This is a genomic window from Methylomonas sp. LL1 (assembly GCF_015711015.1).
GTDB lineage: Bacteria > Pseudomonadota > Gammaproteobacteria > Methylococcales > Methylomonadaceae > Methylomonas.
Genome location: NZ_CP064653.1, coordinates 819,849 through 840,472, shown reverse-complemented (window position 1 = coordinate 840,472; position 20,624 = coordinate 819,849). Strand labels below are relative to the sequence as shown.

Here is a 20,624-nt window from a genome sequence, read left to right as displayed (position 1 = left end):
GAAAGCCCCTTCCGCACGATAGACGGACTGGCTATCGCCTAGATGCCGTTTGGATAGTCGTAGCTATAATGCTTACGCAAGGGTTTTACCACTTCCCATTGGCTATCCAGGCCGGCTGGGAACACCACCAAATCGCCCGGCAGAATCCGCACCGGTTCGCCGCCCGCCGGAGTTACCAGAATTTCGCCATCCAGCACATAAGCGCACTCGGTTTCATCAAAGTCTATCGGAAATTTGGAAATCTCTTTTTCCCAGATCGCCCAGCCTGAAACGCCGAGTTCTTTTAAACGCTCTTCGCTGGGGTTGTGTTCGATTTTGATTTGAGTCATGTCAGTTCATTGCATTGGTTTAATGGAGTTTAGATTTTAGCATTTTATAGACCATCATGATCAAACCGTTCGCGCGCATCCAAGATTGAGGCTTAGTAAGACATCAACAGTCTGTAGCCTCGATGAAAGAGAATAGAATCGAGGACAATCAGGCCAACAGATAATGATTTACTACGCCAAACCATCACCCAACTCCTTGTCCTGCTGGATAAATTTCAAAACCATGGCGCAACACCGCCAAGCCCGATTACTGACGGCAATCCTGTTAAATTGGTCGGCGCTTGTCGGCCAGTTTGCGACATTCAGGGACAAGAATTCGATGCCGGAAAGCAATCGTTCGCCATGGGCAGCAACGCGGGCCAACCGGCCAATAAATTGATAAACCTTACTCCAAATATCCGCTGGTGATAGCCACCACCATCTTGCAACTGACTACACCAGACACCATGCGAAGCCGGTTACGGCGATCAACGGCATATTTATCGGTTCTTCAAACGAACTGGGGGCGTTCGCATCAGGGGGTATCGCGCGATTATTGGGCTTGGTGCCGTCAGCTATATTCGGTATTACAAGGACTTTGTTAGTGGTGGCCACGGCGAGGCTAGCCCCGAAAACCACGCAGACTGGAACTCAAGCAACTTGATTGATCCTGATATTGCCAAGGATCTAACGAAACATCTGAGAATAACTTCCATCCTTCGCATACAGAAATGCTGTGCGAAATCGCTAGATTTATTTAATCCTCGTCTTCCTTCAATTTAAACCCGCAGGTCAACTGCTGCTGGATTTGTGGTGGTAATTCCGCATAATGGCTTAACTCAATAGCATAATGACCTCGTCCGCTGGTTAGTGCGTTCAAGCGTGATTGATAATCGGTCAATTCTGCCAACGGCACCTTACCGTTGATGACGATTCTGCCTTGTCCTCTTGGTCTGTGCCGATGATATGACCGCGCTTGACAGAGAGATCACCAGTAATGTCACCCATCGTGGCTTCGGGAGCGATAATCTCAATATCCACAACAAGCTCCAACATCAGTGGTTTCGCAGCGCGGATGGCTTCAATAACTGCTTTATGGCCGGCCGTAACGAAAGCGATCTCTTTACTGTCGACGGCATGAGTTTTGCCATCGCAAACGGTAACACGCACGTCTACCACTGGAAAACCTGCTACCACGCCGCTATCTTCCAAAGCCAGTTTATCGAGAACATCAAACAATCGCTGTTCGTCGCCTTTGCGTTTGGTTTCTACTGACAATCCAAACATAGATTTCGGAAAGCTTAACGGCTTGAGATGAATGTAATCCTCGTCGTGCGAGTCGTGTAGCACTACATCGAATTTGATGTCATCAACTTTAATCACCGCCCTAATGTCACCCGGAATCAGTGCATCCACTTCTTGGAATTCCTTACCTTGCAGTTGATAAAGATGTGTGGCTTTGAACGAGCGTTTAGCGTCTCAATCTTGTCTTGGCGGATGATCGACTGATTGAAGCAAAATGGCAGCAATCCGTTTGGCGGAATGTCTGACAGCTTTGTTCACCCAGCAAGCCGATCAGTCCAGTCCAGCACAGGACGTAAAAATCAGCATAAATATATCTATCTGGATGCATAATCCGGTAGGATCAAATGCTCCATCAGAATACGGCGAATTTCCTCGATGGCCTCAGGCTGATCTTGGCAGGAATGTCCCCAGCGAATGATTTTTTCAGAAACTGCCTCGTCGATATGCGCGCTTTTGTAAGCCACCACGCCATCATCGCCTTCTTCTACCGGGCCGTCGCCTTCAACTGCAATGATGGAGTGCGCGCGCACGAGCGGTGATACTGGAATGGAAGCCAATGCTTTCAAGCCGGGATTGTTGGGATTCATATTGTCCGCAGCGGTTGGCGGTCTATGCAACAAACGATTTAGCTTTTCGTCGCCACTGGAAGTAGCTGCTTGCGCAATTCCCTTGACCACGGTTGACGGCAATTTGACTAGTCTTGAAACCAGCCCTGTCACCCAATCATAGGCTGCCGCCATGGCGCCATGCTGTGGTGTGGAAATGAAGACCACGCGTTTGACAAACGGCAAGGGTTTGAAAAACAAAGATTCCTGCAACATTTGCCGGGTTTCGGGGCTGACCGAGATTTCATTAAACGGTTTGTCGCTAATCAAGTCCCAGAAACGTGTGCCCGTGTCAATTGCGGTTGTTTTGGTCAATAAGCCGCCCTGGCTATGGCCGATTACCACCATTCGTTGAATGGCGCTATCCTTTCCCTCGGGATCGAATTCCATGACCGCCTTTTGTAAAGCCGTCCTTAGCCGGCCAGCGGAATAAGGAACGGGGTTGGCAGAGTCGTACATGAATCCCCATATCTGAAACCTTTCGCGAATAAGCGGATCGCCTTCCAATTCATTAACTAATTCCGCCCAACGCAGTGGACTTGAAGCGGTGCCATGCACCAACACGATGGGTATCTTGCCTGGTCGGTAGGGGCGCAAAGTAAGCAAGCCGTCTTGGGCGCGATCTTGCGGAACGATGCTGTCGAATAAACCGCCGCTAAAGAAATTGGCAATTTCCAATGCATAGATCGGATTGTCTTGTAGCTGAAGTGCCAACGCGGCAGTAGGCTCGTACTCAAGGGATTGCGGTTGACCGTTGACCGTGATTTCTAAGACCTGGTCGGCGGCGTAAATCTGAATGTGGGCGCCAAGATTACCGCTGGCAAGGCGGCGGCGCGCATCGCTCAAATGCAATACAGCCGTCACCGGAACTTTGATCCGTGGCCCCAACCGGTCAGTACCGACGGTTTTACTGCCGGTTTCCTGTCTGGCGGCAATGCTGGCCGCTAAAGAGGCGCCTAAACCAGGCATGCGATAGCGGTTGCGTAAACCTCGCACTTCTGTCGAAGCCGTTGAAATAAAATGCTCTAGTTTATACCCGCCCCAGGTCAACCCAGACTCGTCGACCGCGATGGTCAATTTGCCGAAGGGCAGCTGGTAATCACCGGGGGTTAATATCACTTCAATTTCCCCCTGGTCATCGTCTTCGGGATCCGCCAGACCTTGAGCGATACCTTGGTTATAAAAATCGTAAGCAAGACGGTAACGTGGATCGGAGGCCTTTAATTGGATACCACCGGTGTCGCCCGGAAACAATAGCGACCATGCATAGACCGATGATGCCAGAAAAAAGGCATGGTCGTTGGTTTGCTGCGCATGTAGCATGGACAGTTCAGCCAGTGCGAACAGTTTGTCTTCATCCCCGTTGGGTTTTAAGCCGGCATGTAATTCCGCCAGAACCGTTTCAGGTTCGGTTTCGAAGCGGTCCAGCAAACCGTTGCGCCTGAGTACCGTTTTTGTAGGTTCCGATGCCTCTGCGGTCGAGAGCGCACTGACGGTGTTCAATCGATAGCCGGTCTGAATGTCAACCGGATTACTGCCGACTGGCGTCGCACAGCCCTGCAGCGATAATGCGACTGTGGCGCATATCACCATGTGCATCAACGAAACCAAGAATAGCTTTTTATATGAGGCTGAAATAATTGTCGTCATGAGCTCGGTTGTCAGTGTGAATTTAGATTGGCGGAAAACGCATGAATGTTTCCAGAGTTATTAGCAAAAAAAATGCCACACGATTAGCCATGTTCAAGCGCCGAGAGAATGCGGCTTACGCGCGTCGATTCGATCATTGATTGCCTAAAACGAGCTGATTTCGTGTAACCTACGATATGTCGTAGATCTTTTTGAGTCAATCAAGCATTTCGCTTCACACTTAATTCCGACGCACTGGGCTTGAAACTGGATTTTTGGATCAACTCGCAGATTCAGCCCAATCGTTACCGAGTGATGAGCGATGTTCGTTTGCCTATCGAACAACTGTTCGCGGAGGCCGACAGTGTTATTCCTTTTCTGCAGCGCGATGTTCACCACGATGTCGTAAAGCCGCTTGAGGTTGAAATGGTCAAGGCGAATTCAGCCGGACAAAACAAAGTGTCAAACACTTGAGTCGGAAAACGACGAAAGGAAATTTTTAGAGTTTTCTCTACCAATTATGCCTGACACGCCATATCGGAGTCGTTATGATAAAACCATTCATCGTAACGGCGCCGCTATTGAGTAGCGTCTTTTATACTTGTCGGGTCAATTTAATGGAACATTTTACTAAAAATGCGCTTCTGACCGAGCTGGAAAATCGTCTGCGGTTTGAATCACTGTTGACTGAAATTTCTGCGCGTTTTGTCAACTTACTGGCTGAAGAAATTGATGATGTCATCAATGATAGTTTGAGGAGAATCGCGGAAACGATCGATCTGGATCGGGCAACGCTCGGAGAGGTAACGCCCGACGGCAAGGATGGCTTTGTTACCCATTGCTACAACAAGCCCTGCATTCCTCACAATATCGTTCAATCAGTCATGACCGAAGTGCCTCTAGTCATGAAAACCTTGCTGGCAGGTGAGACAGTTATCGTTTGTAACGTGGAGGATTTAGAACCGGCTGACCGGGAGAATTTTTTGCGTTGGGGCACTCGGGCCGATTTAATATTTCCGTTGATAGTCGGCGGACACGTACGTGGCGGCCTGGCATTTTCGTCAAGTTATGCAAGGGATTGGCCAGATACTTTGGTGCGCAGACTGCGCCTGATCGCCGATATGTTTGCCAATGTGCTGGCACGCAAGCGGGCTGAGCAAGTCCTGAAAGAAAGTGAAGCCAAAATGCGTTTAGCGGCGGATGCCGCCCAGGTTGGCTTATGGGTTTGGGATATCAAGGCGGACAACATTTGGGCGACCGAACGGGCCCGCGATATTTATGGTGTATCGCACAACGAACCCGTGACATTGCAACGTTTCCTGGAAACGCTGGTGCCCGATGACTCAATACGGATGCAGACTATCTTGCAGCGGATTTTGCTGGAAGGTGGTGAGTTACGCGAAGAATATCAAGTCCGTCTACCCGATGGCCAAATTCGCTGGATTAGCGCCGTCGGATATTGCGAACAGGATGAGACGGGACAGCCGCAACGGATGATGGGAGCGGGATTCGACATTACCGAACGCAAACTGGCTACAGATCAGCTGCGGCAGGCGATGGAAGAAATTCGCGGTTTGAAGGACAGACTGCAGCAGGAAAATGTCTATCTAAGGCATGAAGCGGGAGAACATCAAGGTTTAAGCCGTATTGTGAGTCGTAGTGCACTGATGCAACAAGCGTTGACTTTGGCCGAACAAGTGGCACCGACGCAGGCTTCCGTGCTGATTACCGGAGAAACCGGGACCGGAAAGGAACTGTTGGCAACCGCCATCCATGAACTCAGTCCACGCAGTGAAAGAACCATGATTCGTGTGAATTGCGCCGCCATTCCAACCGCTCTGATTGAGAGTGAACTGTTCGGACGGGAAAAGGGTGCCTATACCGGCGCCGTCGCCCGGCAGCTTGGCCGTTTTGAACTGGCCAATGGTTCGACTTTCTTTCTCGACGAAATTGGCGAGTTACCTCTGGAAATGCAAGCCAAATTGCTCAGGGTGCTACAGGAAAAAGAGATTGAGCGCTTGGGTAACCCACGCCCCATCAAAGTGGATGTGCGTATCATCGCCGCTACCCATCGGGATTTACGCCAGGAAGTTGCCGCTGGCCGGTTTCGCGAGGATCTCTATTACCGTCTCAATGTGTTTCCCGTTCATTTGCCGCCATTACGCGAACGGCTGGATGATTTGCCGCACATGATCGAATCATTCGTGCGCGAGTTCGCTGAATCCATGGGTAAACCCATTGAGACCATCTCCAAAGCCAGCATTAATGCTTTAATTAACTATGCATGGCCTGGCAACATTCGCGAGCTACGTAATGTGATAGAACGGGCGGTGATCCTTGCGCAAGGGCCGTCGCTGAGGATTGATTTACCTGCTGCAAAAACTGCGGCGGCAGTGCCTGCCAATGATTTAGGCCTGGCTTCGCTGGCGGATGTCGAACGCGATCATATTGTTCGAGTTTTGGAGGCGACCCGTTGGCGAATTCGTGGTTCGGCGGGCGCGGCATTGATTCTGGATGTCAAGCCTACCACTCTGGAAAGCCGAATGGCTAGACTGGGTATTGCTCGGCCGATTTTGCGATAAATCCACTATGTTGGATGCAATCTACGATATTTAGTAGTTATCGATTCCCCTCGAACGCTTAATTTTTTTACCCTTCCACCAATCTGACTGTAACTTATTGAATTAATAAGAATACAGCTGTCAATAGTTTGTGATGGCCATGTGTGGCATGCAAGCTGCACTGTCTAATGCATGATTGAACTTCATCTATCAATTCGCCTGCCGCGGCATAAACGACGGTCATTGTTAAAGGCATTTGAATTTGTCGCGGCTTGGGCGCGTGCCGAGCGAGGTTGTCTTGGCGTAGACCTGTATTTGGCGGTCTCGGATGCCTATTGCCTTTCCTATGTTGAAAGGTGGAAATCGGAAGATGAGCTTCAATCGATGCTTCGTACACGTCACTTCAGTCAACTGATTGCCTTGACCGAGTCAGCACCGGAGTTTATTGGCTGCGAGTTCAGAGTCATTAATGAAATTCGCGGGCTTGGATATGCCGCTGAAGTTATGGGCGAGACAACTTATCCATTTCATTTGGCTGATGATGCGTGCGAAAAAACCTGTAATTGAGGTTAAAGAACATTACCGACCCATCAACATTGAATAAAACAAAAATCAGGAAGAATGATCATGATAAATCCAGTGGTTACCAAACGACACTTTAAATCCTTTGCCTCCTTGACGGCGTCAGTATTAGGTGCGTTGCTGCTGACGGCTTGTACCGTCACCCAAAAAGCACCCCTCGAACAGTCAGACGTTCGTTGCGGTTTGCTAGCCAACGAATGTCACAAACTCCAAGCAGGCGGCAAAGATCAGGTGAACTATCGCTATTTCACCCCCTCTGCGCAGTGGACACAATACGACAAGGTGTTAATTGACCCGGTAACTTTCTGGGGGGGAGAGTCCACGACAGTTCCCGCCGCCGACCAACAAGCCCTGACGAATTATTTTTCGCAGCAGCTTCGCGAGCAACTGGGGAAAAAATTAAAGCTCGCAGACCAGCCGGGGCCAGGCGTTTTGAAGGTGACAGTGGCGATGACCGACGCCGAAGCAGCGACCCCGGTATTACGTAGCATTTCGATGCTAGTGCCGCAGGCGCACATGTTGAGTAATTTGAAGTATTTGGCGACCGGTACCTTCCCATTTGTCGGTGGAGCCCAAGGGGAAGTCAGAATTACCGATTCAGTATCCGGTGCTGTGCTGGCGGCGGCAGTCGACAAGCGCATTGGTGGTGGTAGTGCCGTTAACAGCTTTCAATGGCAATGGGGCGATGCGGAACACGCCATCGATCAATGGTGTGAAATGTTGACTAAACGGTTGGCATCATGGACTGCCGGTACCGCCAAACCTTAACGGACGAATTTGCAAAATCCGAACGCAGGTAGTTTTAACAGTTCGCTATCAGCTAACGGGGGCATGGCGTTTGCTTTGTTTCCACTGCTACACCGCTTAAATCAGAAAAATCAACATGGCTGACATTACATCTCAATTTCGTCGAGCGCTCTACGCCCTAGCGAGTCTCTCTTGGCCCATCTCAAGCTTTGCCGGTGCGAGCCACTTTTTGCCCGGGATGATGAATATCCGGGATTTTCTGGTGCCGGACAAGAAAGGTGTCTATGCCGCGCTATATCTGGGCAATTATTCAACATCCGAATTAACTGACCAGCACGGCAATGCCATTGACAGCGCTACCTTTCAAGCCGGCAGGAGCCTGGGGCCGGGCATACCGGCGGGCGCGTCGATTACCGCAAATATCGATGCCAATGTGGACATGTACTTAATTGCACCCACCTTTGTCTGGAATACCGGTTATCAAATATTCGGCGCCGATTATGCCATGCTGCTGTCACTACCCTTCGCCAACACTACTGTTGGCGCCTCGCTGGATACCCTGACCAACATTAATCTGGCGAATCGCGCGGCATCGTTCAATAAACAGCTCGCGGTCGATGACAGTGCCTTTGATATCGCCGATATTTTCGTGCAGCCGCTGATGCTGGGCTGGCACGGTAAGCACTACGATGTGTCCACGGCCTACGGATTTTATGCGCCCAGCGGAAAATACAATGTCGATGACATTGCCAATACCGGCTTGGGATTTTGGGGACATCAATTCCAATTGGCCGGTGCATATTATCCCTTCGAACACAAAGGCACGGCACTAATGCTGGCCGGTACTTACGAAATAAATCATGAAACCCAAGGCAATAATTTCACCCAGGGCGGCCATTTCACCTTGAACTGGGGCATGAGCCAGTTTTTGCCGATTACCGATAACGTTCTGCTGGAAGTAGGCCCGGCTGGTTATAGCCAATGGCAGGTGCAGGATAATCACGGTGCCGATCAGCCCAGTTTTTTGAATTCGCCCAATCAGGTGCATGCGGTGGGCGGACAAATCGGACTGGCACTACCCAAGGCCGATACGCAATTTACTTTCCATTATTTTACCGAATTTGAGGCTGAATCCCGCTTTCGCGGCGATTACGCCGGGTTCACCGCCGCTATCAAATTCTAGCCTTACCTAGTTCTGTCGTTCCAACTTGGAGAAAAAGATGATCAACTCCTCAGATTACAAAAAAGTAAGTCTATCCGTCTCCGCTGTACCCAAAGTCGGTGTTGGCGGCAATTGTATCGGCGCGGATCGACAGCCACGAATTGAAAAATAATCGCCATGAAACTGAAATCAAACTTTATCCTGGCTTTAGGCATTTGGATTGCCATTATAGGCGCGGTGCAGGCCAGGCCTAGACAGGCCGCAGAAACAGGCGATAAGCTGGATCGTACGGTATTGCCTGTTGTCGAAACCAAGCCAAAACCCATCAAAGAAATCGATGTGCGTAAAGCCAAAGCTCCCGCGCGTTTTGAGGTCAAGGCGCCCAAGGGAGCGCCTAATGTGGTGGTAGTGCTGATCGATGATATGGGCTTCGGCCAGCCCAGCACCTTCGGCGGCGGCGTGGCCATGCCAACCCTGGATCGTTTGGCCAATAGCGGTTTGCGCTACAACAACATGCACGTCACCGCCTTGTGTTCGCCGACACGGGCGGCTTTGCTCACCGGCCGCAACCATCACACCAACAATACCGGCGCTGTGCAGGACATTGCAACGGCATTTCCCGGCAATACCGGCATACGCCCCAACAGCGTGGCACCGCTGGCCGAGATGCTGAAGCTGAACGGCTACAATACCGCCGCGTTTGGCAAATGGCATCTGACTCCATTGTGGGAAACCACTGGCTCCGGACCGTTCGAGCGCTGGCCCACCGGTTCCGGCTTCGAGAAGTTTTACGGTTTCCTCGGTGGCGAAACCAACCATTGGTCACCGTATATTTTTGACGGCACCGCGCGTGTAGAACTGCCGCACGACCCCAATTACAACTTCATGACCGACATGACCGATCGCTCCATCGCCTGGGTGCGGTCTCAACAGTCATTAACGCCGGATAAGCCGTTTTTTGTGTATTTTGCCCCCGGCGCAACACACGCGCCGCACCATGCGCCGCAAGTCTGGATCAATAAATACAAAGGCAAATTCGATGCGGGTTGGGATAAATACCGCGAAGAAACCCTGGCCCGGCAAATCCGCCTGGGCGTGGTGCCGCCCGATACCAAGCTGGCGCCCAAGCCGCCCGTCATTGCGAACTGGGAAACCTTAAGCGACGAGGAAAAACGTCTGTATGCTAGGCAGATGGAAGTCTTCGCCGGCTTTGCCGAATTTACCGATCACGAGGTGGGTCGCTTCGCCGCGGCGCTGGAAGAACTCGGTGAAATGGACAATACCCTGTTCATTTATATCGCCGGCGATAATGGTGCCAGCGCCGAGGGTGGCATGGTCGGCATGTTCAACGAAATGCTGGCCTTCAATGGCATGCCCGCCAACGTGGCGGAGCAAATGCCGTTCATCGACAAATGGGGCGGCCCGGAGTCTTACCCACATTTCGCCGTCGGTTGGGCGGTGGCCGGCAATGCGCCGTTTGCCTGGTCCAAGCAGGTCGCGGCCGATTATGGCGGCACCAAGAACGGTATGGTGGTGCATTGGCCTAAGGGCATTCATGCCAGCGGCGAGCTACGTTCGCAGTGGCATCATGTGGTCGATATTGCCCCGACCGTGCTGGAAATTGCCGGCCTGCCCGCGCCGAAAACGGTCAATGGCACGCCGCAAAAGCCATTTGAAGGCACCAGTCTGGCCTATACCTTCAACGATGCCAACGCAGCTGATCGGCATCGTACGCAATACTTCGAAATTCTCGGTAATCGAGCGCTGTATCACGACGGCTGGCTGGCGCGCACCATTCACCGCGCTCCTTGGGAAAAACAGCCACGGGCACCGTTCGAGCAGGATCAATGGGAACTGTTTGATACCCGCAGCGATTTCAGTCTGGCCCACGATCTGGCGACACAACGACCCGCCAAGCTGAAAGCCATGCAGGCGTTATTCCTGCAAGAAGCGGTTAAATACAACGTGCTGCCGCTGGATGACCGCAGTCTGGAAAGACTGGTGCCGGCGCTGGCGGGGCGCCCGGATTTGATGGCGGGACGGCATTCGTTGACGCTCTATGAAGGCATGACCGGTATCATGGAAAACGCCTTTATCGATGTTAAAAACCGTTCGCTGACCATAACCGCTGAAGTTGAAGTGCCTGAAAATGGCGCGAATGGCGTGATCTTGGCACAAGGTGGACGTTTCGGCGGCTGGGCGCTGTATATGAAAGATGGCAAGCCCGCTTATACCTATAATCTGGTTGGTATGCAACGCACCAGCATCGTTTCCTCGCAGCCCTTGGCGTCGGGTAAAGCCACCATCAAGCTGGATTTTGCTTATGACGGCGGCGGTTCCGGCAAGGGAGGAGCGGCAACGCTATTGGTGAATGGTCAAAAAGCCGCGGAAGGCCGCATCGAACACACCGCGCCATTCGTGTTCTCGCTGGATGAAGGTGCTGATGTGGGTGCGGATGAAGACACCCCTGTCAGCGAAGATTATGCCCAAGGCAATAACCAGTTTACCGGCAAGATCGTCAAAGTGATCGTGGAAACCCAAGCTCCGGCCAATGACAATCCATCCTAATCATTGCTGTAGATTTCATTCAATCAGGAGAATACCTTTGAAATATCCTCAAAAAAACATCGCTTCAATGGCGGGGCTATTGCCTATCTGCCTCGCCGCTCTGCTGGCGGTAGGTTGTTCTACCGTCAATAACGGCAGCAATGCCATCAAGGACGAAATGGTGCAACCCGCACCGGATGCCGGATTTATCGACCACCCGGAAAGACAGTCAAAACCCGCCGATCTTCCTTTTCAGAAGGTGTGGATCAAACCGGGATTAGAACTGGGTGGTTACCGGAATCTGGTTGTTGCACCGGTAAACACCCAATACATGTTGGAACTGGACTGGATGCATCAACTCAGTTCCGCTAACGTGCTGGGCGATATCAAAAAAGATACGCAAGAGCTCGCCCAGTATTTTCACGCTCAGGTAGTGAAAAGCTTCAAAAATGATCCGCATCACCGGGTTCAGGTCATCGAACATCCGCAGAAAAACATGACATCCGCGCTTAGGTTGGAATTGGCATTGATCGAAGTCAATCCGTCGCAATCCATGCTGCATGCGCTGAGTTGGGCCGGCCCTCCAGGTACGGGAACCGCAGTGGGTTTAGTCAACAAACGTACTGCCGCGTTTGAAGGACGCTTGCGCGACCTGCGCACCGGCGAGGTGGTTGCGACGTTTGCCGATCGCGATACGCAAGACGCGGGACCAATCGATCTTACCCGGTTAACCTGGTACGGACCGGTTAAAGGCATCATGGACCGCTGGGCGGAGCAGTTTGTGCAGATTGCCAATCGTAAACCGGGTGAGATGATTACCGACCCCACGGCCTTTACCTTGCGGCCATTTTAGTTTCGTCAGCTATTCGAACATTTGTGCTTACGCACCAATCTGCACTGGGTTGTGAGCATGAGGTCGATTAAGCGCAGCTATTTTCAGGCACTGACTATTCGGCAAAAACAACTGCCGCAAGCTTTGGTTTAGCTGCGGCAGGTTGTCTCTATTCCGGCAGACAAAGCCGCCATGTAGGCATCAGGCGTGTAAACACTTCTATTCCCTCAAGTTCGCGTCGCAAGATCTGCCAACGTGCCAAATCAAACGCATCCCGATACAAACACGCCACCCAATCGGCCAATAGCACGGCGGCATAGGTCTCGGCATCGTTAGTATCACAGATGGAAAGACCGGCGCTGTGCAGATACCCGGCCACAATGGTAGTCTCATCATAGCCCCAGCGCTGGAGTGCAACGGCGGCTGTGCCTGCACGAAATGTCGTATCTTCGGGCAGACTCAGTTCCGCGGTCGAGGCAACAGGATTGAGTGCTGTCGGCAAGTCAGAGAAATGAATGTTGGCAAACAAGGCTTGAACGTGCGCGGCAAGTTCTGGTGTATTCGCCGCATGCCAGAAATTGAAGACGACTGTTTGTCGCGGCTGGGTAACCTCGGTGACGCCGTGGTATGAATCGACGTGAAGCAGAAAGCCAAAGGCTTTGTTGTACTCGGGGTTAACACTGAAAACCGCTTCACTCTCCGGCGACGAGAATAATTCCAGAACGCCGCCATGTTCAGCTTGCCATTGCATATTCAGTTGCACAACCAGTCGAGCAATCTCATACCCCACTAGCGGCCGGTCGCTATGTATACCAATGACTTGTCCTGGCTGCATTCGTTGAGCCGTGACCACAACACGATTAATCAGAGGCATTCCTGTAATCTGACGCATTCTAATGAGCACTTCCGTCAGAAACGTAGCTGGAATATTCTCGGTAACGTCCCTAAGAGAACACCGATAAAACGCACCATCCCGATGCTGCCACTCGGCTTCTTGCAAGAATAAATACTCAAGCGCGGCGCACTGCTCATCCGAGAATGCAGAATTGGCATAAAAAAACGGGAACGGGCTATCGTGGTGGATGGGCTGCGAGAGCAACGGCTAAACTCCTATTAGTGATCGTTTGATTGAAAAAACCAATCATATCCGCAACGTTTTGGAATAGTGCCGACTGCCATGCCGTTGCCAGCACAGGGAGATGCTAACGCAACACAATTCGCTGGTATTGAGATGTATAGTGCCCTCATTCAGGGTCGCATCATGGATACCATGTGGAATCAGCTTGCCTTGGCTGGCACTTGGGAAATCATGATCCAGAGTTTCGACAGTCGCTTGGATATGGCTATGACCTTCAAGGCCAAAGTCGCCAAAAAGTTATCCAACAACTGGAGGTTGTGCTGAACCGCCATTTCCGGCCCCGCATTTTTTTCGGACCAGGTCCGATGGTGGATCATCGGTCAAGTCTCATTCCTGTACTCCGCGTCGTATGGTTTTGAGATCAATCTAAAATAACTTCGCAATATAGTCGACACCACCATGGCCAGTTTCGTCACTGCTATGCCCGCAAACTAGGCTAATTCTTTTCCAATAGCGTGCAAAACAAAACAGTCGCTGCATTTTAATTTCAATGGCTTGTTCGTAACCGATCACTGGTTTCTAATTTTGCGCTGGATAAAGCGCCATATTTTCGTCGATCCCCTTTATCAATTCAGGTAAGTTGTTTTTGGCGATATGCTAGGCAAGAATTGCTGGATGAATTAGTCGGGCGCAGTCGCTATGTTTCTGGTGGCTAATTGTTCCGCGCTGGGCGTTATATTGTTTAGTGGCAAACGCTTGTCATAGTTCATACTCCTGGTGTTCCGGCCAACAGACCTTGCGCCAACTCAATAACGTGTTGCGGCGGAATTTTAGCAATGGAAAAATCGTTTTTATCCAGCTTAAAAGGATTGACCACGGACGGCGATTTCAACACTTTGTTGATCTCGGTCTGATACACCCGGCTGACCGGCGTCGGGCCAAACAACGTGATCGATGGCCGATTCATCCCCCATGCCATATGAGTAGGGCCGGTATCGTTGCCGATCAACAAATCGGCGCGGGCAATCGCGGCTTTTAAATCGTTTAAACTCAGGCGCGGCAACACGCGGGCATCGCTACGCTCGGCCAGCCATTGCGCATTTTGTTGCTCCTGTTCGCTGCCCCAGCAAATCAAACAATGGGCTTGCAGTCCCAGTATCAGTTTTAGGTATAGCTCGATCGGGTAATTACGGCTGGGCCAGGTCGAACCGATCACCAGCATCACATTATGCTTGTCGACCTGGAAATAATCGTCCAGCACGGAATCGGCCGGCTTGAAAAACAAGAATGGCTGTTTATCCAAAATTTGCTGGTGGCTGACACTAATACCTAAGGGCTGGGTCAAGACCTTGACGTTACGGTCTATGGTATTGGCGTCATAGGGGCAAGCTACGGTCTTGTTATAGAAGCTGGCGGCCCATTTTTCCCGAATCGAATGGCGATCAAAACCGGCGCACTGGGCCGAAAGTATCCGCGCCACTATCGCCGATTTGATCAAGCCTTGAGCATCAATCACCAGATCATAATGATGTTCACGGTATTGCCTGAGTTTGGCCAATTCCCGAAACAACAGGGTTTTGTCGGTCTTCAGCGCTTTCAGATTGACGCTCAAGACCTGCCTAATATCCGGATTGTCGGCTAAAACCCCGGCAAAACCTTGTTCCACCAGCCAATCGATATGAACTTCCGGCAAGGCGGCCTTAATGAACTGTAGCGCCGCCATCGCATGCACGATGTCGCCCAGCGCGGACAATTTGACGATGGCGATTTTCATGCCCGCTTAAACGTCCAACGCGGCCAACACCCGGTCAGGCGCAATATCGGCCAGACAACGCGTGTGACCCAATGGACACTCGCGCTTGAAACAGGGCGAACAATCCAACTTGAGGCTGATAATCTCGGCTGTAGCATTTAGCGGCGGCGTGAAACCGGGATCGGACGAGCCGTACAAGGCGATGACCTTTTTATCCAACCCGGCGGCGACATGCATCAGGCCGGAATCGTTGCTGACCACGATGTCGGTCAGAGACAACAAATCCACCGCTTCGGCCAGCGAGGTAACGCCGGCGAAATTTCGGCAAATTCCGCCGGATAACCGATCGATTTGCTCGGCAACCACCTTGTCCTTATCCGAGCCGAACAACCAAATTTGCCAGCCCGCGGCGTGCTTGGCGCGAGCCACGGCGGCATAGTGTTCGACGGACCAGCGCTTGGCCGGGCCGTATTCGGCGCCGGGGCATAACGCCAGAATTTTACCGTTACCGGTTATTTGAAATTTCCGCAGGACTTGCTGCCGCTGTTCGGCGCTAATCGCCAGCTTGGGAAAGGCATAGTCCGGCGGCTGCGGCGCATCGGCCGGCAAACCCAGTGCCACGAAGCGCTGTACGGTCATCGTCAACCGGCTTTTATCGAGACGGCGGGCGTCGTTCAACAACCCCCAGCGCAGCTCGCCCAGATAACCACTGCGTTTGGGAATGCCGGCAAAAAGCGGCACCAGCGCCGACTTCCACGAATTGGGTAACACGATAGCCTGATCGTATTGATTCGCTCTCAATTGCCCGCCAAGCGCCAAGCGCGCGCCGAGACCAAGCTGGCCGTGGCCGAGCGGCATGGCAATGCCTAGCCTTACTTCCGGCATACGTTCCAGCAACGGCAATGACCATGCCGGCGCCAGCACATCGATATTGCAGTGGGAATGTTGTTGTTTGAGGGTGATGAACAGGCTTTGCGCCATCACCATGTCACCGACCCAGGACGGGCCGATGACCAGGATGTTAAACGGTTTTGACACGAAAACTTAAGCTACCGGCGTCAGCCATTCCTTGTGATCGGCTTTACGACCGTGAACATAATCGAAATACAAAGCCTGCAGTTTCTCGGTGACGGGTCCCCGGCTGCCGGAGCCGATGTCGCGATTGTCGTATTGACGAATCGGCGTCACTTCGGCGGCGGAACCAGTGAAGAAGGCTTCGTCGGCGACATAGACTTCGTCGCGGGTAATGCGTTTTTCGATCACTTCGTAACCTTGCTCGCGGGCGATGGTCAGCAAAGTATCACGGGTGATGCCTTCCAGCGCCGAGGTGGTTTCCGGCGTGTAAATTTTGCCGTTGCGGACGATGAACAGGTTCTCACCGCTGCCTTCGGCGCAGAAGCCTTCGTGGTCCAGCAACAGAGCTTCGTCGTAACCGGTCGACAAGGCTTCCTGCAAGGCCAGGATGGAATTGATGTAATTGCCGTTGGCCTTGGCTTTGCACATGGTGCTGTTGACGTGGTTGCGGGTATAGGAAGACGTGCGGATGCGGATGCCTTTTTCCATGTTTTCCGCGCCCAGATAAGCACCCCAAGTCCAGGCGGCGACCATCACATGCACTTTCAGGTTGTCGGCACGCAAGCCCATGCCTTCCGAACCGAAGAAGCACATGCTGCGGATGTAGGCGCTGTCGAGATTATTTTTAGCGACCGCGTCGCGATGGGCCTGATTGATCTCCTCTTTGGAGAACGGCATTTTCATGTTCATGATATGCGCGGAACGGAACAGGCGGTCGGTGTGCTCGGCCAGTTTGAAAATCGCGGTGCCGTTGTCGGTTTTATAAGCGCGCAAGCCTTCGAACACGCCGCAGCCGTAGTGCAGGGTGTGGGTCAAGACATGGACTTTCGCATCGCGCCATGCTACCCATTGTCCGTCTAGCCATATCCAACCGTCTCTGTCATCCATCGTTTTCATCGTCTGAACCTGTGTTCTAAATTGTAAGTGTGTATAAAAGGGTTCGGCGTATAAGCCATGAGCGGGATTGTACACCAGCGAGGATGCGACTCTAAACAGAAAAATCGCCGATTTATGCCGGTTAGCTTGCTGTTTAAGCCTTTACCAAGCAATCCACGCCCATGCCCATACCCGGCAATTGGGGCAAACAGTCAAAGCCCGTCCGAGCAACTAAATAAACCAGGAACAGTTCGGCCTACCTGTTTGAAATTGGCGAATTGTTCCATGGTTTGAATCAAAAAATTAATGCTCACAGCTCGACGAAGTCCATCAAAGCTTGTAATTCCTTGGGCTCCAATTCGTAAAACGAATGGGTTCTGACCCGCTCCGGCAATACCACGTCACCGTAACGCACCCGGATCAAACGGCTGACCTTGACGCCCTGCGATTCCCACAAGCGCCGGACCAGACGGTTACGCCCCTGTTTGACCGTGACATAAAACCATTTATTGGCGCCTTCGCCGGCATAAAAACGCACCTCGTCGAAATGCGCCGGACCATCCTCCAATTCCACTCCGACTCTGAGCCGCTCCATCATGGCTTCGTCGACTTCGCCCAAGATGCGTACCGCATATTCGCGCTCGACCTGGCGCGACGGATGCATCAGGCGATTGGCCAGTTCGCCGTTATTGGTGACCAAAATCATGCCGGACGTATTGATATCCAGCCGACCCACGGCTATCCAGCGCCCGACCGGCAACCGCGGCAGCTGGGTAAAAATCACCGGCCGCCCCTCCGGATCGCGCCGGGTGACCAATTCACCGACCGGCTTGTGGTAGACCAGCACCCGAGTCGGTTGCTCGGCATATTTTTCCCATTTCACCACCCGCCCATTGATTTGCAGATGGTCGCCGGGTTTCAAGTGATAACCGGGCTGAACCGGGTTATTGTTGACCGTCAACCTGCCCTCTTCTATCCAGCGTTCGATTTCCCGGCGCGAACCCAGACCGGCTCTGGCCAGCAGTTTCTGGATGCGCTCGCCGCCTGCCGCGCCGGTTTTAGTGGATGGTTGGGCTTTCGGCATCGCCGTCGGTCTCGGCTTGCGTTCCGTCTCCGATTGCTTGTTCCGCTGATTCGAATGGGGGTTCTGTTTGGGATGGTTCGGTTTGCGGTCTTTCACGATGTTCCTGCTGTGGTTGTTCGTTGCTGAAATCAAGATCGACGATTTCTTGCAGCGTGGGTAATTCGTTCAACGAGGTTAAATTAAAATAATCCAGAAATTGTTTGGTAGTGCCATACAAAGCCGGACGTCCCGGCACTTCCTTATGGGCAATCACCCGTATCCACTCCCGTTCCAGCAAGGTATGAATAATGCCGGAACTCACGCTGACACCGCGTATGTCCTCGATCTCGCCGCGCGTCACCGGTTGGCGGTAGGCGATGATGGACAAGGTTTCCAACAAGGCTCTGGAATAGCGTGCCGGCTTTTCCTCGAACAGCCGAGTCACCCAGGGCGCCATGCCTTCCTTGATTTGGAAGCGGTAACCGCTCGCCAATTGTTTCAAGCCGATCGGCCGCGGCAGATAATCCTGAGCGATGGCTTCCAGCGCCACCTGGATTTCCAGGGTATCGGGCTGTTCCAGTTCGGGAAAGGCCTCTTGTATCTGCTTGATCGTCATCGGTTTGTTGGCGGCAAACAGGATGGCTTCCACGATGCGTTTGGTATTCACGTCGCACTCAATATTTTCGGGTAATAACGGTTGGCGCTCTATAACAATAGGCTGCTGTTTGTTCCGGCGCAAGTCTGATGCCCAAGTGGATGGCAAGCGGGTCGCGGCCTTTCGTTCGGGCGACAGCGAGCTAGGCGGTGGAATTGTGCGCTCGCGCAATTCAGCCGTCCAAACAGCCGGGAAGCGCGCGGCTTTCCTTCGGGCTTGAACAAAGACCGTAACAGGCTCCGGCTTGACTCGGGGTTTGCGCGGCTTGGGTTTAGGTTCGGGTTCCGAAATGACATCATCGACGACGGTTTCGCTAATCGGCTCGTCAATCGCCGCCAGCGGTGGCGGGGCGGATTCTAACGCTGAGGGCGGCGTAGGGTTCGGGCTGGAAGATGTCGATGATTCGCTCCTTGGAGAGTTCAAGGATGGCAAGAAACGCGACAACCACCCCATTTTTTCCTTCACTTCGGGTAAAACACGCTGCGAAAGGGAGCTGATCTGCTCCGTTAAGTTTTTCCAAGATGGCTGCCATTCGTTCACGGACTGATAAGGGCTCTTTGGTTATTTGGTGATGACTGAGTTGCTCGACGCGTTTCAATACATCCTGAAACGCCAGCAATATTTCCTTGAGTTGCACATCCGGCGGGGCCTGCAGTACGTTGACAGTCGACACATCGACGCTGGCCTCGAAAGTATCGCGCTCGTTTCTGGGCAATAAATCGATTTCCTCGGCGACTTTTTTGATCGCTTCGTATTCCTGCAGTTTACGGATCAGGAACGCGCGCGGGTCTTCTTCCTCTTCTTCGCTCTCTGGCTGTCTGGGCAACAGCATGCGGGATTTGATTTCCGCCAGTAGCGCCGCCATCACCAGATACTCCGCCGCCAGTTCCAGCCGCATCTGATCCATCATCTCGATGTAGCCGATATATTGATGGGTAATCTGAGCGATGGGGATATTCAGAATATCCAGATTCTGGCGCCGAATCAAATACAGCAGCAAATCCAGCGGTCCTTCGAACGCATCCAAAAAAACTTCCAGAGCATCGGGCGGAATGTATAAATCGTCGGGCGCATCCTGATAGGGCTGGCCCTCGACCATCGCCAATGGGGTAATGGGCGCTTCTACCCGAGGCTCTACCGCATTCATGTTTATGCTAGGGTACGCACTGCGTATCCCACATTTCTAAACCAACTCACAAGCCGGCCAAGCTAAAGAACAATTGTTGAGCGTAATACATCGGATAAGACAAAATCGCACCCAATGCATTGGTGGCCAGCAGTAACAGCAGGATCAAAAACCCCCAGCGTTCGAGCTGATTGAAGCGCCAGGCCCAGTAATCCGGCAACAATCCGGCCACGATCCGACTCCCATCCAACGGCGGAATCGGCAGCATGTTGATCAAGGCCAGTACCAGGTTAATAGTGATACCGGCCACGCCACTGTAGATCAGCGGCATGGAAATAAACTCGATTTCGATGGCAACGCCGATACGTGCCAACAAGGCCCAAGCGAGAGCCATCAATACGTTGGACAACGGCCCGGCCAGAGCCACCATCATCATGGCTTGTTTCGGATTTTTGAAATTGCGGGCGTCGACCGGCACCGGCTTGGCCCAGCCGAAAATAAAGCCGGTAAAGCTAATCAGCAGCAAACCGGGGATGATAATGGTTCCCAACGGATCGATATGTTTTAGCGGATTCAAGGTCAGACGCCCTTGTTGATCGGCGGTTTTGTCGCCATATTGCTTAGCCATCCAGCCATGCGCCACCTCATGCACGGTAATCGCGAAAATTACCGGCAGAATCCACACGACGATACGCTGTACCAGCGTCAGTTCGTCCATCAT

21 protein-coding genes are annotated in these 20,624 nt (G+C 52.3%); 8 read left to right on the top strand and 13 right to left on the bottom strand.

Annotation, left to right across the window (positions count from 1 at the left end):
• Positions 1-38: 38 nt before the first annotated feature.
• From IVG45_RS04415 to IVG45_RS04400, 4 genes are all read right to left on the bottom strand, one after another.
• The gene (locus tag IVG45_RS04415; protein ID WP_196436673.1) at positions 39-329 is read right to left on the bottom strand and encodes a cupin domain-containing protein; all 291 of its coding nucleotides are present in this window, start codon (positions 327-329) and stop codon (positions 39-41) included.
• 736 nt (positions 330-1,065) lie between these two features.
• Positions 1,066-1,218 carry a hypothetical protein gene (locus IVG45_RS04410; RefSeq protein ID WP_230874755.1) on the bottom strand — a complete coding sequence of 51 codons (153 nt, stop codon included), beginning with the start codon at positions 1,216-1,218 and terminating at the stop codon, positions 1,066-1,068.
• Positions 1,206-1,724 carry a hypothetical protein gene (locus tag IVG45_RS04405; protein ID WP_196436671.1) on the bottom strand — a complete coding sequence of 173 codons (519 nt, stop codon included), beginning with the start codon at positions 1,722-1,724 and terminating at the stop codon, positions 1,206-1,208. The genes IVG45_RS04410 and IVG45_RS04405 overlap by 13 nt, the downstream gene beginning before the upstream one ends.
• A 203-nt stretch (positions 1,725-1,927) precedes the next feature.
• Positions 1,928-3,817, bottom strand: coding sequence for an esterase/lipase family protein (locus IVG45_RS04400; RefSeq protein WP_196436670.1), 1,890 nt, complete (start codon positions 3,815-3,817; stop codon positions 1,928-1,930).
• 291 nt (positions 3,818-4,108) lie between these two features.
• On the opposite strand from IVG45_RS04400, the gene IVG45_RS04395 reads away from it, so the two are divergent.
• The 7 genes from IVG45_RS04395 to IVG45_RS04365 all read left to right on the top strand — a co-directional run bounded on the left by IVG45_RS04395 (position 4,109) and on the right by IVG45_RS04365 (position 12,299).
• On the top strand, positions 4,109-4,321 hold the full coding sequence (locus IVG45_RS04395; protein ID WP_196436669.1) for a hypothetical protein: 213 nt from the start codon (positions 4,109-4,111) through the stop codon (positions 4,319-4,321).
• Positions 4,322-4,395: 74 nt separating this feature from the next.
• Entirely contained in the window at positions 4,396-6,429 is a 2,034-nt protein-coding gene (locus IVG45_RS04390) for a sigma-54-dependent transcriptional regulator (RefSeq protein WP_196436668.1), read from the top strand.
• A gap of 171 nt (positions 6,430-6,600) precedes the next feature.
• Positions 6,601-6,975, top strand: a complete 375-nt coding sequence (locus IVG45_RS04385; protein ID WP_196436667.1) for a putative quinol monooxygenase — start codon at positions 6,601-6,603, stop codon at positions 6,973-6,975.
• Between the two features lie 60 nt (positions 6,976-7,035).
• Complete coding sequence (locus IVG45_RS04380; protein WP_230874754.1) at positions 7,036-7,758, top strand: DUF3313 domain-containing protein; 723 nt, start codon at positions 7,036-7,038, stop codon at positions 7,756-7,758.
• A gap of 217 nt (positions 7,759-7,975) precedes the next feature.
• Positions 7,976-8,920 carry a SphA family protein gene (locus tag IVG45_RS04375; RefSeq protein ID WP_230874874.1) on the top strand — a complete coding sequence of 315 codons (945 nt, stop codon included), beginning with the start codon at positions 7,976-7,978 and terminating at the stop codon, positions 8,918-8,920.
• 156 nt (positions 8,921-9,076) lie between these two features.
• Positions 9,077-11,467 (top strand): arylsulfatase, encoded by a 2,391-nt coding sequence (locus IVG45_RS04370; protein ID WP_196436665.1) that lies wholly within the window; start codon positions 9,077-9,079, stop codon positions 11,465-11,467.
• A gap of 37 nt (positions 11,468-11,504) precedes the next feature.
• The gene (locus IVG45_RS04365; RefSeq protein ID WP_196436664.1) at positions 11,505-12,299 is read left to right on the top strand and encodes a DUF3313 family protein; all 795 of its coding nucleotides are present in this window, start codon (positions 11,505-11,507) and stop codon (positions 12,297-12,299) included.
• A gap of 148 nt (positions 12,300-12,447) precedes the next feature.
• On the opposite strand, the gene IVG45_RS04360 is transcribed toward IVG45_RS04365, so the two are convergent.
• The gene (locus IVG45_RS04360; RefSeq protein WP_230874753.1) at positions 12,448-13,377 is read right to left on the bottom strand and encodes a 2OG-Fe(II) oxygenase; all 930 of its coding nucleotides are present in this window, start codon (positions 13,375-13,377) and stop codon (positions 12,448-12,450) included.
• 42 nt (positions 13,378-13,419) lie between these two features.
• Positions 13,420-13,596, bottom strand: coding sequence for an ISAzo13-like element transposase-related protein (locus IVG45_RS22950; protein ID WP_442923364.1), 177 nt, complete (start codon positions 13,594-13,596; stop codon positions 13,420-13,422).
• Between IVG45_RS22950 and IVG45_RS22565 the strand changes: the two genes are divergently transcribed.
• Positions 13,540-13,680: a hypothetical protein gene (locus IVG45_RS22565; protein WP_230874752.1), complete on the top strand. Its 141-nt coding sequence runs from the start codon at positions 13,540-13,542 to the stop codon at positions 13,678-13,680. The genes IVG45_RS22950 and IVG45_RS22565 overlap by 57 nt on opposite strands.
• A gap of 442 nt (positions 13,681-14,122) precedes the next feature.
• Here the strand turns inward: IVG45_RS22565 and waaC are convergent, their stop codons facing one another.
• From waaC to IVG45_RS04320, 7 genes are all read right to left on the bottom strand, one after another.
• Complete coding sequence (waaC, locus tag IVG45_RS04350; protein ID WP_196436663.1) at positions 14,123-15,130, bottom strand: lipopolysaccharide heptosyltransferase I; 1,008 nt, start codon at positions 15,128-15,130, stop codon at positions 14,123-14,125.
• 6 nt (positions 15,131-15,136) lie between these two features.
• A complete protein-coding gene (gene waaF / locus IVG45_RS04345) occupies positions 15,137-16,096 on the bottom strand; it encodes a lipopolysaccharide heptosyltransferase II (RefSeq protein ID WP_230874873.1) in 960 nt (319 codons plus the stop codon).
• A gap of 57 nt (positions 16,097-16,153) precedes the next feature.
• Positions 16,154-17,080: a branched-chain amino acid transaminase gene (locus tag IVG45_RS04340; protein ID WP_196436661.1), complete on the bottom strand. Its 927-nt coding sequence runs from the start codon at positions 17,078-17,080 to the stop codon at positions 16,154-16,156.
• 289 nt (positions 17,081-17,369) lie between these two features.
• On the bottom strand, positions 17,370-18,143 hold the full coding sequence (gene rluB, locus IVG45_RS04335; protein WP_230874751.1) for a 23S rRNA pseudouridine(2605) synthase RluB: 774 nt from the start codon (positions 18,141-18,143) through the stop codon (positions 17,370-17,372).
• Positions 18,118-18,789 carry an SMC-Scp complex subunit ScpB gene (scpB, locus tag IVG45_RS04330; protein ID WP_196436660.1) on the bottom strand — a complete coding sequence of 224 codons (672 nt, stop codon included), beginning with the start codon at positions 18,787-18,789 and terminating at the stop codon, positions 18,118-18,120. Before scpB ends, rluB begins: the two co-directional genes overlap by 26 nt.
• A gap of 313 nt (positions 18,790-19,102) precedes the next feature.
• Positions 19,103-19,924 (bottom strand): segregation and condensation protein A, encoded by an 822-nt coding sequence (locus tag IVG45_RS04325; RefSeq protein ID WP_196436659.1) that lies wholly within the window; start codon positions 19,922-19,924, stop codon positions 19,103-19,105.
• A 46-nt stretch (positions 19,925-19,970) separates the two neighbouring features.
• Positions 19,971-20,624, bottom strand: a complete 654-nt coding sequence (locus IVG45_RS04320; RefSeq protein ID WP_196436658.1) for a site-2 protease family protein — start codon at positions 20,622-20,624, stop codon at positions 19,971-19,973.